Annotated in this window: 13 protein-coding genes; 9 read left to right on the top strand and 4 right to left on the bottom strand. The window is 41.2% G+C overall.

The features are described from left to right. Positions 1 to 175 precede the first annotated feature (175 nt). The gene (locus JKG61_RS09255) at positions 176 to 1,408 is read left to right on the top strand and encodes a DEAD/DEAH box helicase (RefSeq protein WP_202102687.1); all 1,233 of its coding nucleotides are present in this window, start codon (positions 176 to 178) and stop codon (positions 1,406 to 1,408) included. Between the two features lie 8 nt (positions 1,409 to 1,416). After that, on the top strand, positions 1,417 to 2,223 hold the full coding sequence (ispE, locus tag JKG61_RS09250; protein WP_202102686.1) for a 4-(cytidine 5'-diphospho)-2-C-methyl-D-erythritol kinase: 807 nt from the start codon (positions 1,417 to 1,419) through the stop codon (positions 2,221 to 2,223). Positions 2,224 to 2,240: 17 nt separating this feature from the next. Here ispE and JKG61_RS23165 read toward each other — a convergent pair whose 3' ends face one another. Beyond that, positions 2,241 to 4,373, bottom strand: coding sequence for an ATP-binding response regulator (locus tag JKG61_RS23165; protein WP_202102685.1), 2,133 nt, complete (start codon positions 4,371 to 4,373; stop codon positions 2,241 to 2,243). A 138-nt stretch (positions 4,374 to 4,511) separates the two neighbouring features. Between JKG61_RS23165 and JKG61_RS09240 the strand changes: the two genes are divergently transcribed. Genes JKG61_RS09240 through JKG61_RS09230 form a run of 3 tightly spaced genes read left to right on the top strand, consistent with a single transcriptional unit; the run spans position 4,512 to position 6,134 of the window. After that, positions 4,512 to 5,078: a YeeE/YedE family protein gene (locus tag JKG61_RS09240; RefSeq protein ID WP_237249421.1), complete on the top strand. Its 567-nt coding sequence runs from the start codon at positions 4,512 to 4,514 to the stop codon at positions 5,076 to 5,078. A 4-nt stretch (positions 5,079 to 5,082) separates the two neighbouring features. After that, positions 5,083 to 5,493 (top strand): DUF6691 family protein, encoded by a 411-nt coding sequence (locus tag JKG61_RS09235; protein WP_202102684.1) that lies wholly within the window; start codon positions 5,083 to 5,085, stop codon positions 5,491 to 5,493. 8 nt (positions 5,494 to 5,501) lie between these two features. Next, the gene (locus tag JKG61_RS09230; RefSeq protein ID WP_202102683.1) at positions 5,502 to 6,134 is read left to right on the top strand and encodes a Crp/Fnr family transcriptional regulator; all 633 of its coding nucleotides are present in this window, start codon (positions 5,502 to 5,504) and stop codon (positions 6,132 to 6,134) included. A gap of 27 nt (positions 6,135 to 6,161) precedes the next feature. Here the strand turns inward: JKG61_RS09230 and JKG61_RS09225 are convergent, their stop codons facing one another. After that, positions 6,162 to 6,740, bottom strand: a complete 579-nt coding sequence (locus JKG61_RS09225) for a PhnA domain-containing protein (RefSeq protein ID WP_202102682.1) — start codon at positions 6,738 to 6,740, stop codon at positions 6,162 to 6,164. Positions 6,741 to 6,903: 163 nt separating this feature from the next. Between JKG61_RS09225 and ypfJ the strand changes: the two genes are divergently transcribed. Continuing rightward, positions 6,904 to 7,767, top strand: coding sequence for a KPN_02809 family neutral zinc metallopeptidase (gene ypfJ, locus JKG61_RS09220; RefSeq protein ID WP_202102681.1), 864 nt, complete (start codon positions 6,904 to 6,906; stop codon positions 7,765 to 7,767). Between the two features lie 2 nt (positions 7,768 to 7,769). On the opposite strand, the gene JKG61_RS09215 is transcribed toward ypfJ, so the two are convergent. Both JKG61_RS09215 and fabG read right to left on the bottom strand, forming a co-directional pair. After that, positions 7,770 to 8,747 (bottom strand): LuxE/PaaK family acyltransferase, encoded by a 978-nt coding sequence (locus JKG61_RS09215; RefSeq protein WP_202102680.1) that lies wholly within the window; start codon positions 8,745 to 8,747, stop codon positions 7,770 to 7,772. A gap of 692 nt (positions 8,748 to 9,439) precedes the next feature. Next, the gene (gene fabG, locus JKG61_RS09210) at positions 9,440 to 10,183 is read right to left on the bottom strand and encodes a 3-oxoacyl-[acyl-carrier-protein] reductase (protein ID WP_202102679.1); all 744 of its coding nucleotides are present in this window, start codon (positions 10,181 to 10,183) and stop codon (positions 9,440 to 9,442) included. A 390-nt stretch (positions 10,184 to 10,573) separates the two neighbouring features. Here fabG and JKG61_RS09205 point away from each other — a divergent pair, with 390 nt between their 5' ends. The 3 genes from JKG61_RS09205 to pnuC all read left to right on the top strand — a co-directional run bounded on the left by JKG61_RS09205 (position 10,574) and on the right by pnuC (position 13,678). Beyond that, the gene (locus JKG61_RS09205) at positions 10,574 to 10,987 is read left to right on the top strand and encodes a CBS domain-containing protein (RefSeq protein ID WP_202102678.1); all 414 of its coding nucleotides are present in this window, start codon (positions 10,574 to 10,576) and stop codon (positions 10,985 to 10,987) included. A gap of 361 nt (positions 10,988 to 11,348) precedes the next feature. Then, a complete protein-coding gene (locus JKG61_RS09200) occupies positions 11,349 to 12,896 on the top strand; it encodes a malate:quinone oxidoreductase (protein WP_262896197.1) in 1,548 nt (515 codons plus the stop codon). 179 nt (positions 12,897 to 13,075) lie between these two features. Beyond that, positions 13,076 to 13,678 carry a nicotinamide riboside transporter PnuC gene (pnuC, locus tag JKG61_RS09195; protein ID WP_202102677.1) on the top strand — a complete coding sequence of 201 codons (603 nt, stop codon included), beginning with the start codon at positions 13,076 to 13,078 and terminating at the stop codon, positions 13,676 to 13,678. Positions 13,679 to 13,680 lie beyond the last annotated feature (2 nt).

The following is a 13,680-nucleotide window of genomic DNA, read 5'->3' as shown; positions in this document are numbered from 1 at the left end:
TTTTTATTGTTTGTATAGTCCAAAGGTAGTATGAATGATGAATCTGGCACAGCATAAATAGGTTAGCCCGTAGAGCGAGTCGGTAAATCTGGAATTTTGGTCGGTAAAGAGCACGGGATTATTGCCTAAAAATTAGTAACTTCGATTAATTTTATAATATAGATATTTCAATACATTGAGATTTGACGAATTTGGCTTCATCCCTACATTGGAAGAAGGGCTCGATACCATGGGCTTTGTAGAAGCGACACCCATACAAGAACAGACCATACCGGTTATATTGGATAATGAAGATTTAATAGCTTGTGCGCAGACAGGTACAGGCAAGACTGCGGCATATTTGCTCCCTATTTTGCATAAGAATGGGCTGGAGCCAAGAGAACGCGTCGATACCATTATACTGGTGCCGACACGGGAACTGGCCCTGCAGATCGACCAGCAGGTTATGGGACTGGGGTATTTTACAGGTACGACTTCTATCGCTGTATACGGCGGAGGAGACGGTATGGGTTATGAACAGCAAAAAAGAGCTATCCGCGAAGGTGCTAATATTATTGTAGCGACACCTGGTCGTCTGATCAGTCACATGAGTTCGGGTAAGTTTGATTTTACGCATCTAAAGCATCTTATTCTCGATGAAGCAGATACGATGTTGGATATGGGTTTTTATGACGATATTATCCGTATTATCAGCTACCTGCCGCAAAAAAGACAGACGTTGTTGTTCTCCGCTACCATGCCGACCAAAATCAGGGGGCTGGCAAAGAAAATCTTAAACAATCCGAAAGAAATAAACATCGCAATATCCAAGCCTTCTGAAGGAATAGATCAGCATGCTTACCTCGTCTATGATGAACATAAGAATGCACTGCTACAGCATATTCTTAGGGATCCGAAGTACAGCACTGCAATTGTATTTGCTTCTAAAAAGGAAATCGTCAAAACATTGGCCCGGGATCTTAATAAAAGCGGTCTGGCTGTGGAAGGCTTCCATTCGGATCTGAACCAATCGGAACGGGAAGATATCATGAGCCGATTTAGGGCCAAAAAGATAAATGTGTTGATCGGTACGGATGTCATTTCACGAGGGATCGATATTGTGGGAATTAGTTTGGTTGTCAATTATGATGTGCCACCAGATCCGGAGGATTATGTGCATAGAGTGGGGCGTACAGCACGTGCAGCGACTACGGGAACAGCGATTACTTTTATAAATGTCAAAGATCAAGCTAAGTTCTCTCTTATCGAAAAGTTGGTTGAATATGAAATCCGTAAAGAGACATTGCCTGAAGGATTTGAACCAGGACCAGCCTACGAACCTCGATTAAAGAGCAATAACAAGAGAAAGCGGAAGCCTTTTAATAAAAAAGGTAATTTCAATAGACCGAAGAAGGCTTCTTCGCAATAAGTTTAGCTATGATTTCATTTGCAAATGCTAAAATCAATCTAGGTCTTCTGGTCACTGAAAAGCGGCAGGATGGCTATCATAATATAGAAACTGTTTTCTATCCAGTGAAGCTGTACGACGTGATCGAGTTGACACCAGCGGAAATAATGACCTTCAAATCGGATGGGTTGTCTATCCCTGGAGGAGGAACTAATCTCTGTGAGAAAGCATTTGAGCTATTGAATGCTGACTATGGGATTGCTCCAATGACTATCCACCTTTTAAAAAATATTCCTATAGGAGCAGGTTTAGGAGGGGGCTCTTCAGATGCAGCTCAGGTTCTACAAATGCTTAATAACTACAACTCGCTACATCTTTCCAAAGAACAGCTTGGTAAGTATGCAGAGCAACTGGGAGCAGATTGTCCCTTTTTTATCGAGAATAAGCCTGTCTTTGCTTCAGGGATAGGTACTACATTTGAAGCCATAGAGCTGGATCTATCCGGTTATTTTATCGTTATTGTGAAGCCGGATATTCATATCTCAACAGTGGAGGCCTATCAGTGTGTGGTACCGCAAACTCCTGTCCTAGACGTGAGGAGGGTAATCCAATTGCCTATTCAGGAATGGAAGTTTCATCTTGTCAACGATTTTGAAATCGGTGTTTTTGAAAGGTATCCTCAGATTGAGAAAATAAAGCATCTGCTGTATGAAAGGGGAGCTGTTTATGCTGCTATGTCGGGATCTGGCTCAGCGGTATTTGGAATTTTTGAGAAAGAAGTCGATCTGAATGAATTAAATTCTTTAGGAACGGTGTATTATCCGGTTGACCTTTAATACACCGCTCATTGTTTTTATATACCACCTTTCACCTTACTTAAGGCCGTCACGAGATTATTTTCGCTGATAGGCTTATTAATGACACCATCAAAGTAGTACTTCTGGTTAGACTTTCCTTCTAGAAGCATATTTTCCGCGGTACAGACAAAAACTTTGGTATGGACCGTGTTATCAGTGGATTTGATGCGGTTTAATATTTCCCAACCGTCGAGTTCTGGCATGATGAGATCGGTTACGACGACGTCGACCGGATTTGATTTTAAGTACGCCCAAGCCTGCTGACTGTTGTCGAAGAGACGTACATTTTGATTGTTACCGAACAATTGCTGTATAAAGAACAATCCGATGCGACTATCGTCGATGAATACGATTTTAAGGTCTTTAGGCAAGTCCGCTACCGATAATTGCTGTAATCCATCGGCTTCTATATGGCTTTTTTTAATAGGAACATCAAAAGTAAAAGTCGTTCCTTTACCAGCTTCACTGACAAAAGAGATGGAGCTGTTGATCTGTTCACTTAGTATTTTTGAGATATATAAACCTAATCCAAAGCCGCCTGATTTGTTTTTATTGTCTGCGATATAGTATTTTCTGAATATCTGGTCTTTCTTGCTATCCGTAATACCAATACCTGTATCAATTACACGGATGAGGATCCGTTTTTTATCTCCCGTTTTTTTGATCTCGGCTTTAATCGTTATAGTGCCTTTCTGTGTGTACTTAATAGCATTTGATATGAGATTGGAGAGCACCTGCTTGAAACGAAAAGCATTTCCCCAGATCATTAGATGCGGATCTATTTTATTGTCGTTGATCAACTGTAGTTTTTTGGTCTCGGCTTGGTACTGATGCAGGGCTATGCAGTCTTCGATCAGTTTAAAAGGTGATATATAACCAAATTTGATGTCTAAAGAACCTGCTTCCAGTTTGCTCAGGTTTAGTATATCATTGACCGTACTATTGATGACGTTTATATCGTTGTCGATAGTCTGTATGATTTCTTTGTCGATAGTTTTCGCATCATTGTTGTTCTTTAGTAAACTAACTACGCCCTGCAGCGAGACCAGGGGAGAACGCACTTCGTGACTGATATTAGCTAGAACGTTGGTCTTTTCTTCTGCAATTTTTGAGGCATAATCTTTTTCATCCAAAAGCTTACGCTCATAAGAAGCCACTTCATACTGGTAGTAGATCAAGAATACAATCATCAGCAACATGATGGATAACGCTATGATTAGTTGGTTTCCGAAGTTGGATGAGTTTTCTTTATATAGTGCAAAGTCTTGTTCTTCGACCTTGCGGATTTCATCTAATTCTATTTGTCTCAGGTTCTCAATGCCTATTTTTAAATTGTTCAATAGGCTATAGTTGGAAACGATAAGTTCTTTTTCGGCTTGCTGAAGCTTTTGAAATACCCGACGTAGGTCACGTAGATTATTTTTATAAATTCTTTCATTCGTTGAAATCAGTTGATCGATATTGCGTTGTACTAGATCGATCTGATTAACATTCAGTACCTCGTTGGTTTTCTGATTGACTAAAGTATCATTCTTGGCTTTAAAAATGCGGTTAAAAAGACCTTCTTTTTTCTTTACCACCGTGTCTTGCTCCTGCGCTATTTGTAGCGTATCCCGAAGTATTTTGCTGATGATCGAATCGGACTGCGTAATACGCGGTTTTTGTGAGTTTGTACTTGTTTTATTGGTCAGTACCTGTAAGGAATCCTGTGCGTAGTAAACGATATCGTCAACCTGTTTCTTTAGTGCAGCGTAGTGTAATGCCAAGCTACCTTCGGTGACACTATTGCCCTGTGTGTTTTTTATTGGATTACTTTCTATCGGAAGTGCGGCTAGGGAGTCTACTACGAGCTTAATGGTGTCCAATTTAGCACGGTAACCATTAAAGTCGTTTTTATCGAAGCTTATGGTATATAAGCGGAAGAGATTATCGGCTTCGCTGAAAGTTGAAAATAGCTTGTACAATGCAGGAGACTGTAGGTGACCGGAAGAATAGGCGGCATTGAGTCTGCTCTCTACTTTCTTGTACTGTAGGTATTGATAAACGAATATCGTACTTAGTATAGCGAATGATAAAATAAGGCTGAATAGTACTATTCTCCTTAAAGTTAAATTTGATTTGTCTGACACGGGCTTAGTCTTTTTTGCAGTATAAAATCTAATAGAATTAAAATATTAATATACTGTGTGTTAATTTTGATTTTTGCCAATGCAAATGTAACAAAAGTAACCGAGTTAATTAAGTATGCTGATTATATTTGTGCAGATATGAAATTTTTTTTACATATGGAATGGATTTATGACGCTTGGCCCTGGTATGTAGGAGGCCCATTGGTAGCATTGATTATGCTGGCATTGATTTATTTAGGGAAGAGCTTTGGGTTTTCTTCTAACTTTCGGACGATGTGTGCGCTGGCAGGCGCTGGCAAGTCCTGTAACTTCTTTGATTTCGATTGGCGTGCTCAACGCTGGAACTTACTGTTTTTATTGGGGTCGGTAATCGGGGGGTATGTTGCAGTTCATTATTTGTCGGATAATCAAGTACCAGCGATTTCCGCAGACACTATTGCCCAGTTGAAGGCGATGAACTTTGAGAGTGCGGGTAACGCTTACGTTCCTACCGAGATATATGGTGATATGTCTTGGTCGAATATAGTGTTATTGATCGTTGGAGGTTTGTTTATCGGATTTGGTACACGCTACGCAGGAGGTTGTACTTCTGGACATGCCATATCAGGGTTGAGCGATTTGCAGTTGCCATCGTTAATTGCAGTGATTGGTTTTTTTATTGGAGGCTTGCTTATGGTTCACGGCTTGTTCCCCTTAATTTTTTAAGTTTATGAGACAACTTGTATTTATAGTTTTAGGTGTTCTTTTTGGTGTGGTAATGTACAAAGCCGAAGCGGCTTCTTGGTTCCGGATATATGAGATGTTTAATTTCCAGTCTTTTCATATGTATGGTTTTATGGGAAGTGCACTGGTAATAGGAGTGACAGGGGTGCAGTGGATGAAACGTTCGGTCAAGAATGTGGATGGAGAGCAGATCTCTATAGTGCCAAAGCAAAAATCCATAGTACGCTATTTGGTAGGGGGGATCTTTTTTGGTTTAGGTTGGGCGCTGGTTGGTGCCTGTCCTGGTCCAATGTTTGTTTTGCTCGGTGCTGGGATATTACCGATGCTGATAGTGATTGTCAGTGCTTTATTTGGTACCTTTATCTACGGCCTTGTAAAAGATAAATTGCCGCATTAGAGAATAGTATGCAGATAAAGGAGATTTTAGAGAATTATTACCCCGAACAGTTTGAGCCTGGACTCGTTGATGAAATTGGGGATGTTGCTCAATTAAAACATTTTCAACCTCAGGATATCCTAATCGATATGGGAGAGACTGTTACCGTGATGCCCATATTATTGGATGGTGCCATAAAGATAATGCGGGATGATTATGGGGAAGGTGAATTGTTGTTGTATTTTCTAGAAAAAGGAGATACCTGTGCGATGACTATGGCGTGTTGTCTAGGTGATAAGCAGAGCAATATCCGTGCGATTGGCGAGACTGAAGGTAGGGTGCTGATGATCCCTGTGCAGAAAATGGAGGATTGGTTGGCTAAATATCCGTCTTGGCGTAAATATGTGTTTGATAGTTACAATAACCGAATGGATGAGATGTTGGAGGCTATAGATAATCTTGCTTTTAACGATATGTCCGGAAGGCTGAAGAATTATCTGCTAAATGTTGCTACCATCAATAAAGGTAATGCTGTCCATAAAACACATCTGGAAATCGCTAATGAACTTAACAGTTCTCGTGTGGTGATTTCTAGACTGCTGAAGTCTCTCGAAAAGGAAGGTTTTCTGGTTTTGAACCGAAACGTAATAACTATTCAATAAAAAAAGGAACTTTAGTTCCTTTTTTTATTATCCTTTACGCAAATACTTAGTGAGTATCACAATGGTCTGCCCCTCTATTTTACCTTCTATCTGTTCAATATTATCAGGTACCAAACGTATGTTTTTAACAACTGTTCCTAGTTTGGCATTTAGCGATGAACCTTTCACGTCTAATGTTTTAATCAATACGACGGTGTCTCCCTCGTACAGTCTTGTGCCGTTTGAATCCTGGTGGAAATCAACAGTACCGTCTTGCTCATGATCGCCTGTTTTCTTTGCCCACTCTAGATTGTCATCATCCAGGTATAGGATGTCCAAATTATCAGCAGCCCAGCCTTCATTGCGCAGTCGGCTCAACATACGCCAAGCAACCACCTGTACAGGAGCGTACTCCGACCACATCGTATCCGACAATACTTTCCAGTGTTCTGGATCGATTTGTTCTCTTTTCTCTATTTGTGACTTGCATACCTCACAGACCCAGATACTGTTGTCCAAGTTGGCATTGGAGGTAGGTGGAACTTCATACGCAGATAAGTCTGAAGTGCTCGCACATAGCTCGCATTTATTTCCACTTCTTTCGGCTAATAACTTTTCTAAACTCATGGGCCAAATATACGATTTTTTAATGAAAGGTTTTGTGTTCTTATGTCTTTGTGTTGAAGATACTTGATGTTAAAGATGTCAATAAAAAATGTAAGTTTTTTGTTTTCCTTTGGCAAAGAATTTGATGTATAGATGAAAAGATTTTAACTTAAATATAGAAATTATGAAATGGCAAGGTGGTCGACAAAGCGGTAATTTTGAAGATAGAAGAGGCATGTCTTCGGGCGGAAAGGTCGCAATTGGAGGTATTGGTGGTGTAATAGTCCTATTGATTGGGCTTTTTATGGGGGGGGACCCAAGTCAGCTGTTGCAGCAGATGGGAGCGGGACAAGAAACGACAACAGGAGAGGTGCGGGAATTGAGTGCAGAGGAACAGCAGTTGACCGAATTTTCGCGGGTGGTGCTGCAGAGTACCGAAGATGTATGGGGCAAGTTGTTCCGTGAACAGGCAAACGCCGATTACCCACCGACTAAGCTTGTTGTGTATGACCGAAATACCCCGACAGACGGATGTGGAATGGGGCAATCTGCCTATGGCCCCTTTTATTGTCCAGCGGACCAGACGATTTATATGGACCTGACTTTCAATGACGAATTGAAGCAACGTTTTGGTGCCAAGGGAGAGTTTGCGCTAGCCTATGTCATAGCGCACGAAGTAGGCCATCATATTCAGAATATCTTGGGGGTGCTAAAGCAAACGAATGCGATGCGTGCAAAAATGTCCGAAAGGGAGTATAACAAAATCTCTGTGATGACGGAATTACAGGCTGATTTTTATGCGGGAGTATGGGCACATTATGTCAACAAGAATTCGGATATCGAATTGACATATGCGGATATTGTCGATGGTATGCAGGCGGCTGCGGCTGTGGGGGATGATCATATCCAGGAGCAGGCGCAGGGGCACAGTAACCCCGAGTCCTTTACGCATGGTACTTCTAAGCAAAGGACTTATTGGTTTAAGAAAGGATACGATACCGGTGATCTGAATGCGGGAAATACCTTTGATGATCGTAGCCTGCAATAGCTTTATTGCACCAGCAGGTTACAACCACGAATGTCGGCATTGTCAAACCGGCCAAGGATTTCGAACGATTCATCTGGATGAATCTTGCCCAAGTCCTGCGTTGCGATAAAAGAACAGGAATAATAGTTTGCGAGATCAATCACATTGATAGCCCCTGTTCTTTTATCGGATAACAGCGTCAGGGGATCATTGGTATCTCGAATAAGGATTTTCATCCATGGTGGTGTTCGGAAGATGCCATCTCCATAGGAGTATCCCTGGGACAGCAACTCAGTCATACCGTATTCGGAATGTATTTCTTGTACCCCAAAACCTCTTTTCAATTGGAGATGAAGCTCTTCGCGCACCATCTCTTTGCGTTTTCCCTTCATGCCACCAGTCTCCATGACAATGAGTTCCGGAAAATCAATGCTGTGGTCATCTACAAAGTCGAGTAAGGCATAGGTGACACCTATCAATATCGTTTTTGTCCCTTTCTGTTGTAGGCTTTTCAGCGTATCGTAGAGCTCTTGGTGGTTGTATAGAAAATAGCCGCTTTCTGATTGCTGTGAAGATTGTATCAGGTCATCCACCATGTAGATGAGCGATGATCCCTCACGTTCGAGGTAGGCAGGAAGTAGCGCCAGAATAGCGGTCTCTGCCACGTCTCCGTAAAATAGATCAAAGGCTTTCCGGTAGCTGTCGATATACCAATGTAGATCGGGAACCAGGTGTTTACTGTTGATCATTCCGGTCGTACCCGAGCTGCTGAATACCATCTCTGGTCTACGGTTTTCGGCTACGACTTGCTGTGTTTTGAAAAACTGAATGGGCAGAAAGGGAATCTGTCTATAGTCGATGATTGTCTTTGGGGCTATGCGCAAGGCTTGTATATAGTCTCGGTATACGGGGGTGTGCTGGGCCTGAAAGTTGAAAACCTGTAGGGCAGTTGTATTAAAATCGTCCGCTGTCTGTATATTGAAAACTTGTTGCCTTTGCATATTGACTACAAACTTAATCGAAAAAAACAGAAAAAGCGGTAAAAAAAGTGACTGTTTGTTGGCTTTCAGTGATTGCCTTTTGGTGAGGAGTGATCACTTGTTGGCTTTTAGGGGGTACCTTTTAGGGAGGACTGATCACTCGTTAGCTCTTAGGGATTGCTTTTTGGGGAGGAGTGGTCACTTGTTGGCTTTCAGTGGTTGCCTTTTGGTGAGGAGTGATCACTTGTTGGCTTTTAGGGGGTACCTTTTAGGGAGGACTGATCACTCGTTAGCTCTTAGGGATTGCTTTTTGGGGAGGAGTGGTCACTTGTTGGCTCTTAGTGATTGCCTTTTGATAAGGAGTGGTCACTTGTTGGCTCTTAGTGATTACCTTTTGGCAGGGAGTGGTCACTTGTTGGCTTTTAGTGATTACTTTTTGGTAAAGAGTGATCACTTGTTGGCTTTTAGTGGTTACCTTTTGGTAAGGAGTGATCACTTGTCAGCTTTTGGTGATTGTCTTTTGGTAAGGAGTGGTCACTTGCCAGCTTTTAGGGGGTGCCTTTTGGTAGGGAGTGGTCACTCATTTGCTTTCAGTGGTTTCTGTTTGGCAGAAAGTGGTTACCGATTTGCTCGAAGTAATCACTTTTTTGGGGTAAAAAGCAATTTTAAAGTATAAGTTCTTTTGACCTGAAGGTCAAAAGAACTTATACGTTTTATAACATACCTCCATCTACGGGAAGTACCTGTCCGGTAACATAGGCGGATAGATCCGACGCCAAGAAAAGACAAGCATTTGCAACATCTTCTGGCTCACCACCACGTTTTAGCGGAATGCCGGCTTCCCATCCTGCAACAACTTTAGGGTCTAGTACATCGGTCATCTCTGTACGGATAAATCCTGGAGCGATGACGTTTGCTCTGATATTTCTAGAGCCCAGTTCTTTCGCTACAGATTTGGTAAAGCCGATGATACCAGCTTTGGAAGCAGCATAGTTTGCCTGTCCTGCGTTGCCTTGTACACCGACTACGGAAGACATATTGATGAAGGAGCCTTTTCTGTTTTTCATCATCACTTTGGAAGCAGCTTTCGTAACGTTGAAAATAGATTTGAGGTTGATGTTGATGACATCGTCCCAGTTTTCTTCGGTCATACGCATCAAAAGACCATCCTTTGTAATTCCGGCATTGTTGACAACAATATCCAGTGTACCAAACTCGGTAACGATATCATTGATGAGTTGATCTGCTTCATCAAATTTGGAAGCATCCGAGCGGTAGCCTTTTACTTTTGTGCCAAAAGCCTGCAATTCACTTTCTAAAGCTTGTCCTTTTTCTACGGACGATAGGTAAGTGAATGTCACATTAGCACCATGTTGTGCGAACACTTCGGCTATCTTGCGGCCAATTCCTTTGGAAGCACCAGTGATTAAGGCCGTTTTTCCTTCGAGTAATTTCATATGTATATTATTTGTTTTTTATCTGTCCTATGGAATATCTACATGGTAGCTGTCTATACTTGTACGTGCTGAGCTGCGTAGATAGTTCATATGTATTCTGTAATTCGCAAAAATAGATAAATTTTGACATAACCTTAAGTTTATTGAAAAAGGAATCTCATATTTTAAAATGCGAATCAGTGTAACGAGCCAAGACTTCCATCAGTTATTAAATTTGGAGCAAAACGGTAAAATCAGAAAGAAATTAAGACAAGCATTCAAGTTACAAATAATAATTAACATATATCTGTTTGTAAATCATTTTTATAAGTGATTTATATCCTGTTTTTAGTGTATAAAGATGCTGATATTTGAGTATAGAAATAAAGGAAATCACTAAAATAAAATAGTATGAAACAGCGAGTCCCTGTATCCGAGATTATGACAAGAGAGTTGGTTACCCTAACTCCGAAAGACAGTTTGTATGATGCAGAAAAACTATTTAAAAAACACCATATCCGTCATCTTCCAATTGTTGAAGATAAGAAATTGGTGGGCGTTGTAAGTTACTCTGATCTGCTGAAAATCAGTTACGCCGATGTAACAGAAGAAAATGATATTGAAGCTGTGGTGTATGATATGTACACTATTCCTCAGTTAATGGCCAAAACACCGGTTATAGTAGGGCCTGATGCAACGATTAAAGAAGTAACAGAGACGCTATCCAAGGTTACTTTCCATTCGATACCAGTGGTGAAAGACGAAGAATTGGTGGGAATCGTTACCACAACAGATTTATTGAAATACTTTATTGATCAATACTAGTAGTCTGTCGTATATTGTAATGACCTCCTTCGCTTCGGCATAGTAAGGAGTTTGGTAATCCCATCGGTTTTAAATCGGTAAGAAAATGAGGAGATGTACACTATATACTTATCTTCTCATTTTCATTTTACACAGCTTCTGATTTCTTCGTTTTATCCCCTAACTAAGCCGTATAAATACTTAACTGCAGTCTATGGATATTTCTCTTCTATCATTCCCAATGTCTCGATCGTATTCAATGATCAATTTTGAAGCAGTTGTGCTATTAAAGCTGGCTTGAGCAGTTACTCTATTTTTTTAATTCAAAATAGAGCTGGTTTCTCCGAATAAAATGTGGTGGAAATGAGAGAATTTTGACAAAATGATTCGTAATAACGAAAAACGAATGTTAATTTTGCAACAATTTAAAGAAGTCATGGGCAAGAAAAAACAAAATACCGAAGTTGACGTCGTTCTGATAGGTGGGGGCATCATGAGTGCAACACTGGGAGCATTGATCAATGAGTTAAATCCAGATATCAATATCGAGATTGTCGAGCGTTTGGATGTTGTTGCAGCAGAGAGTTCGGATGCATGGAATAATGCAGGGACAGGTCACTCGGCCTTATGTGAATTAAATTATACCCCAGAGCAGGCCGATGGTTCGGTCAAGGTTGAAAAAGCCATCAAGATAGCAGAGCAATTTGAGGTTTCGAAACAATTTTGGGCTTACCTTGTAGAAAAGGGAGTTATCCAAAATCCTTCTCATTTTATCCGTCAGGTACCCCACATGAGTGCTGTATTTGGCGAAAAAGATGTACGTTTCTTGAAGACACGTTTCGAAACGATGGAAAAAGAGACTTTGTTCAAGGGAATGAAATATACAGAAGACAAATCCCTATTGGAGCAATGGATTCCATTGATGATGAAAGACAGAGCTGCTAATGAACCAATGGCTGCTACAAGAATGGATATTGGTACGGATGTGAATTTCGGGGCACTGACCAAGGATCTGATTAACTACCTTCGCACGAAGGATAATATTAAGTTATCCCTGCACCAAGAAGTAAAAGATATCGAAAGAGAGGATGATGGACGTTGGGAAGTGGAGGTGAAAGACCTTAAAACGGGAGAGAAACGAGAAATTAAAGCGCAGTTTGTATTTATCGGTGCAGGCGGACACTCGTTATTGCTGTTAGAAAAATCAGGTATCCCTGAAGCTAAGGGCTACGGTGGATTCCCGGTGGGCGGACAGTGGCTACGTTGTACAAATCCTGAGATCATCGCTCAGCATCGTGCCAAAGTATATGGCAAGGCATCCGTAGGTGCACCTCCGATGTCCGTTCCACATTTGGATACACGTTATATTGATGGCAAGCAAGCATTATTGTTTGGTCCTTATGCCGGTTTTTCAACTAAGTTCTTAAAGCAAGGCTCTTATTTTGACCTTCCAGCTTCAATAAAGCTATCGAATATAAAACCGATGTTGTCTGCAGGTCTGGACAATCTTCCGCTGACCAAATATCTGATTACAGAGGTCATGAAAAAACCGAAGGACAAGTTGGACGCTTTGAAGCAATTTATGCCTACTGCGCGTTTGGAAGATTGGGAGATAGAGAAAGCAGGTCAACGGGTACAGGTTATTAAGAAAGATCCGAAACACGGCGGTGTTTTAGAATTCGGTACCGAAGTCGTATCGAGTGCCGATGGTTCGATAGCCGCATTGTTAGGAGCTTCTCCTGGGGCATCTACCTCTGTAGCGATTATGATACAGCTGTTAAAGCGGTGCTTCCCAGAACGTGCAAAATCAGATGAATATCGGAAAAAACTGCGTGAGATGATACCTTCTTGGGGACAGTCATTGAACGATAATCCGGAGCTGTGTGCAGAGATACGTTCGCATACACACCACGTATTGCAATTAGATTAATATTAAAAATAGACATTTTTAATGGGGTGCGGTTCCATATCAGTTGATGGTACGGAACAGAAGCTGAGATTATACCCAATCCTACTTTGGTGGGAGGAACCTGATCCAGGTAATGCTGGCGTAGGGAGTAATTTTTTCAAAATAGCATTCCTGTAAATTATGTCTTCGATACATTGTTTATGGATACTATTTTAGAGAATATAATTGACGCCTTCCTACAGACCTCTTGGTTGGAGCGTTTTTCTGTACTTTGTGGTATTATACAGGTACTGCTTTCCAAAAATAATAAGGTTTCTAACTATTTCTTTGGCATTATGGGTATAGTGTCGGGGATGTATGTGCTGTTTGGCGCCAAGCTCTATGCAGAGATCGCATTGAATATGTATTACCTGATTATGAGCATTTACGGATGGTGGTATTGGACCCACAATATCCAAGCGAGACAACAGCCAATAACGACCTGTAGTGCCCAAGATTGGCGCGTGGTGGCTCTGATCAGCCTAGTAGGTTTCGGTTTGTTGTATCTGATATTGGAACATGTAACAGATTCGGATGTACCTGCATGGGATGCTTGGGTGGCCGCTACGGCTTGGGCAGGTATGTGGTTATTGGCCAAGCGAAAGCTAGAGAATTGGATATTGCTCAATATCAGTAATCTGTTTGCTGTCCCTCTGTTGATTCATAAGAATCTTTATTTATTTGCTGGACTTACGACCTTTTTATTTACAGTCGCGATATTCGGCTATTTTAACTGGCGTAAGCTGATGAATACCCCAAAATGAGT

It is taken from the genome of Sphingobacterium faecale, assembly GCF_016746095.1.
Taxonomy (GTDB): Bacteria; Bacteroidota; Bacteroidia; order Sphingobacteriales; family Sphingobacteriaceae; genus Sphingobacterium; species Sphingobacterium faecale.
Note: the sequence above shows the minus strand (reverse complement) of the source record. Positions and strands in the feature narration are given on the sequence as shown.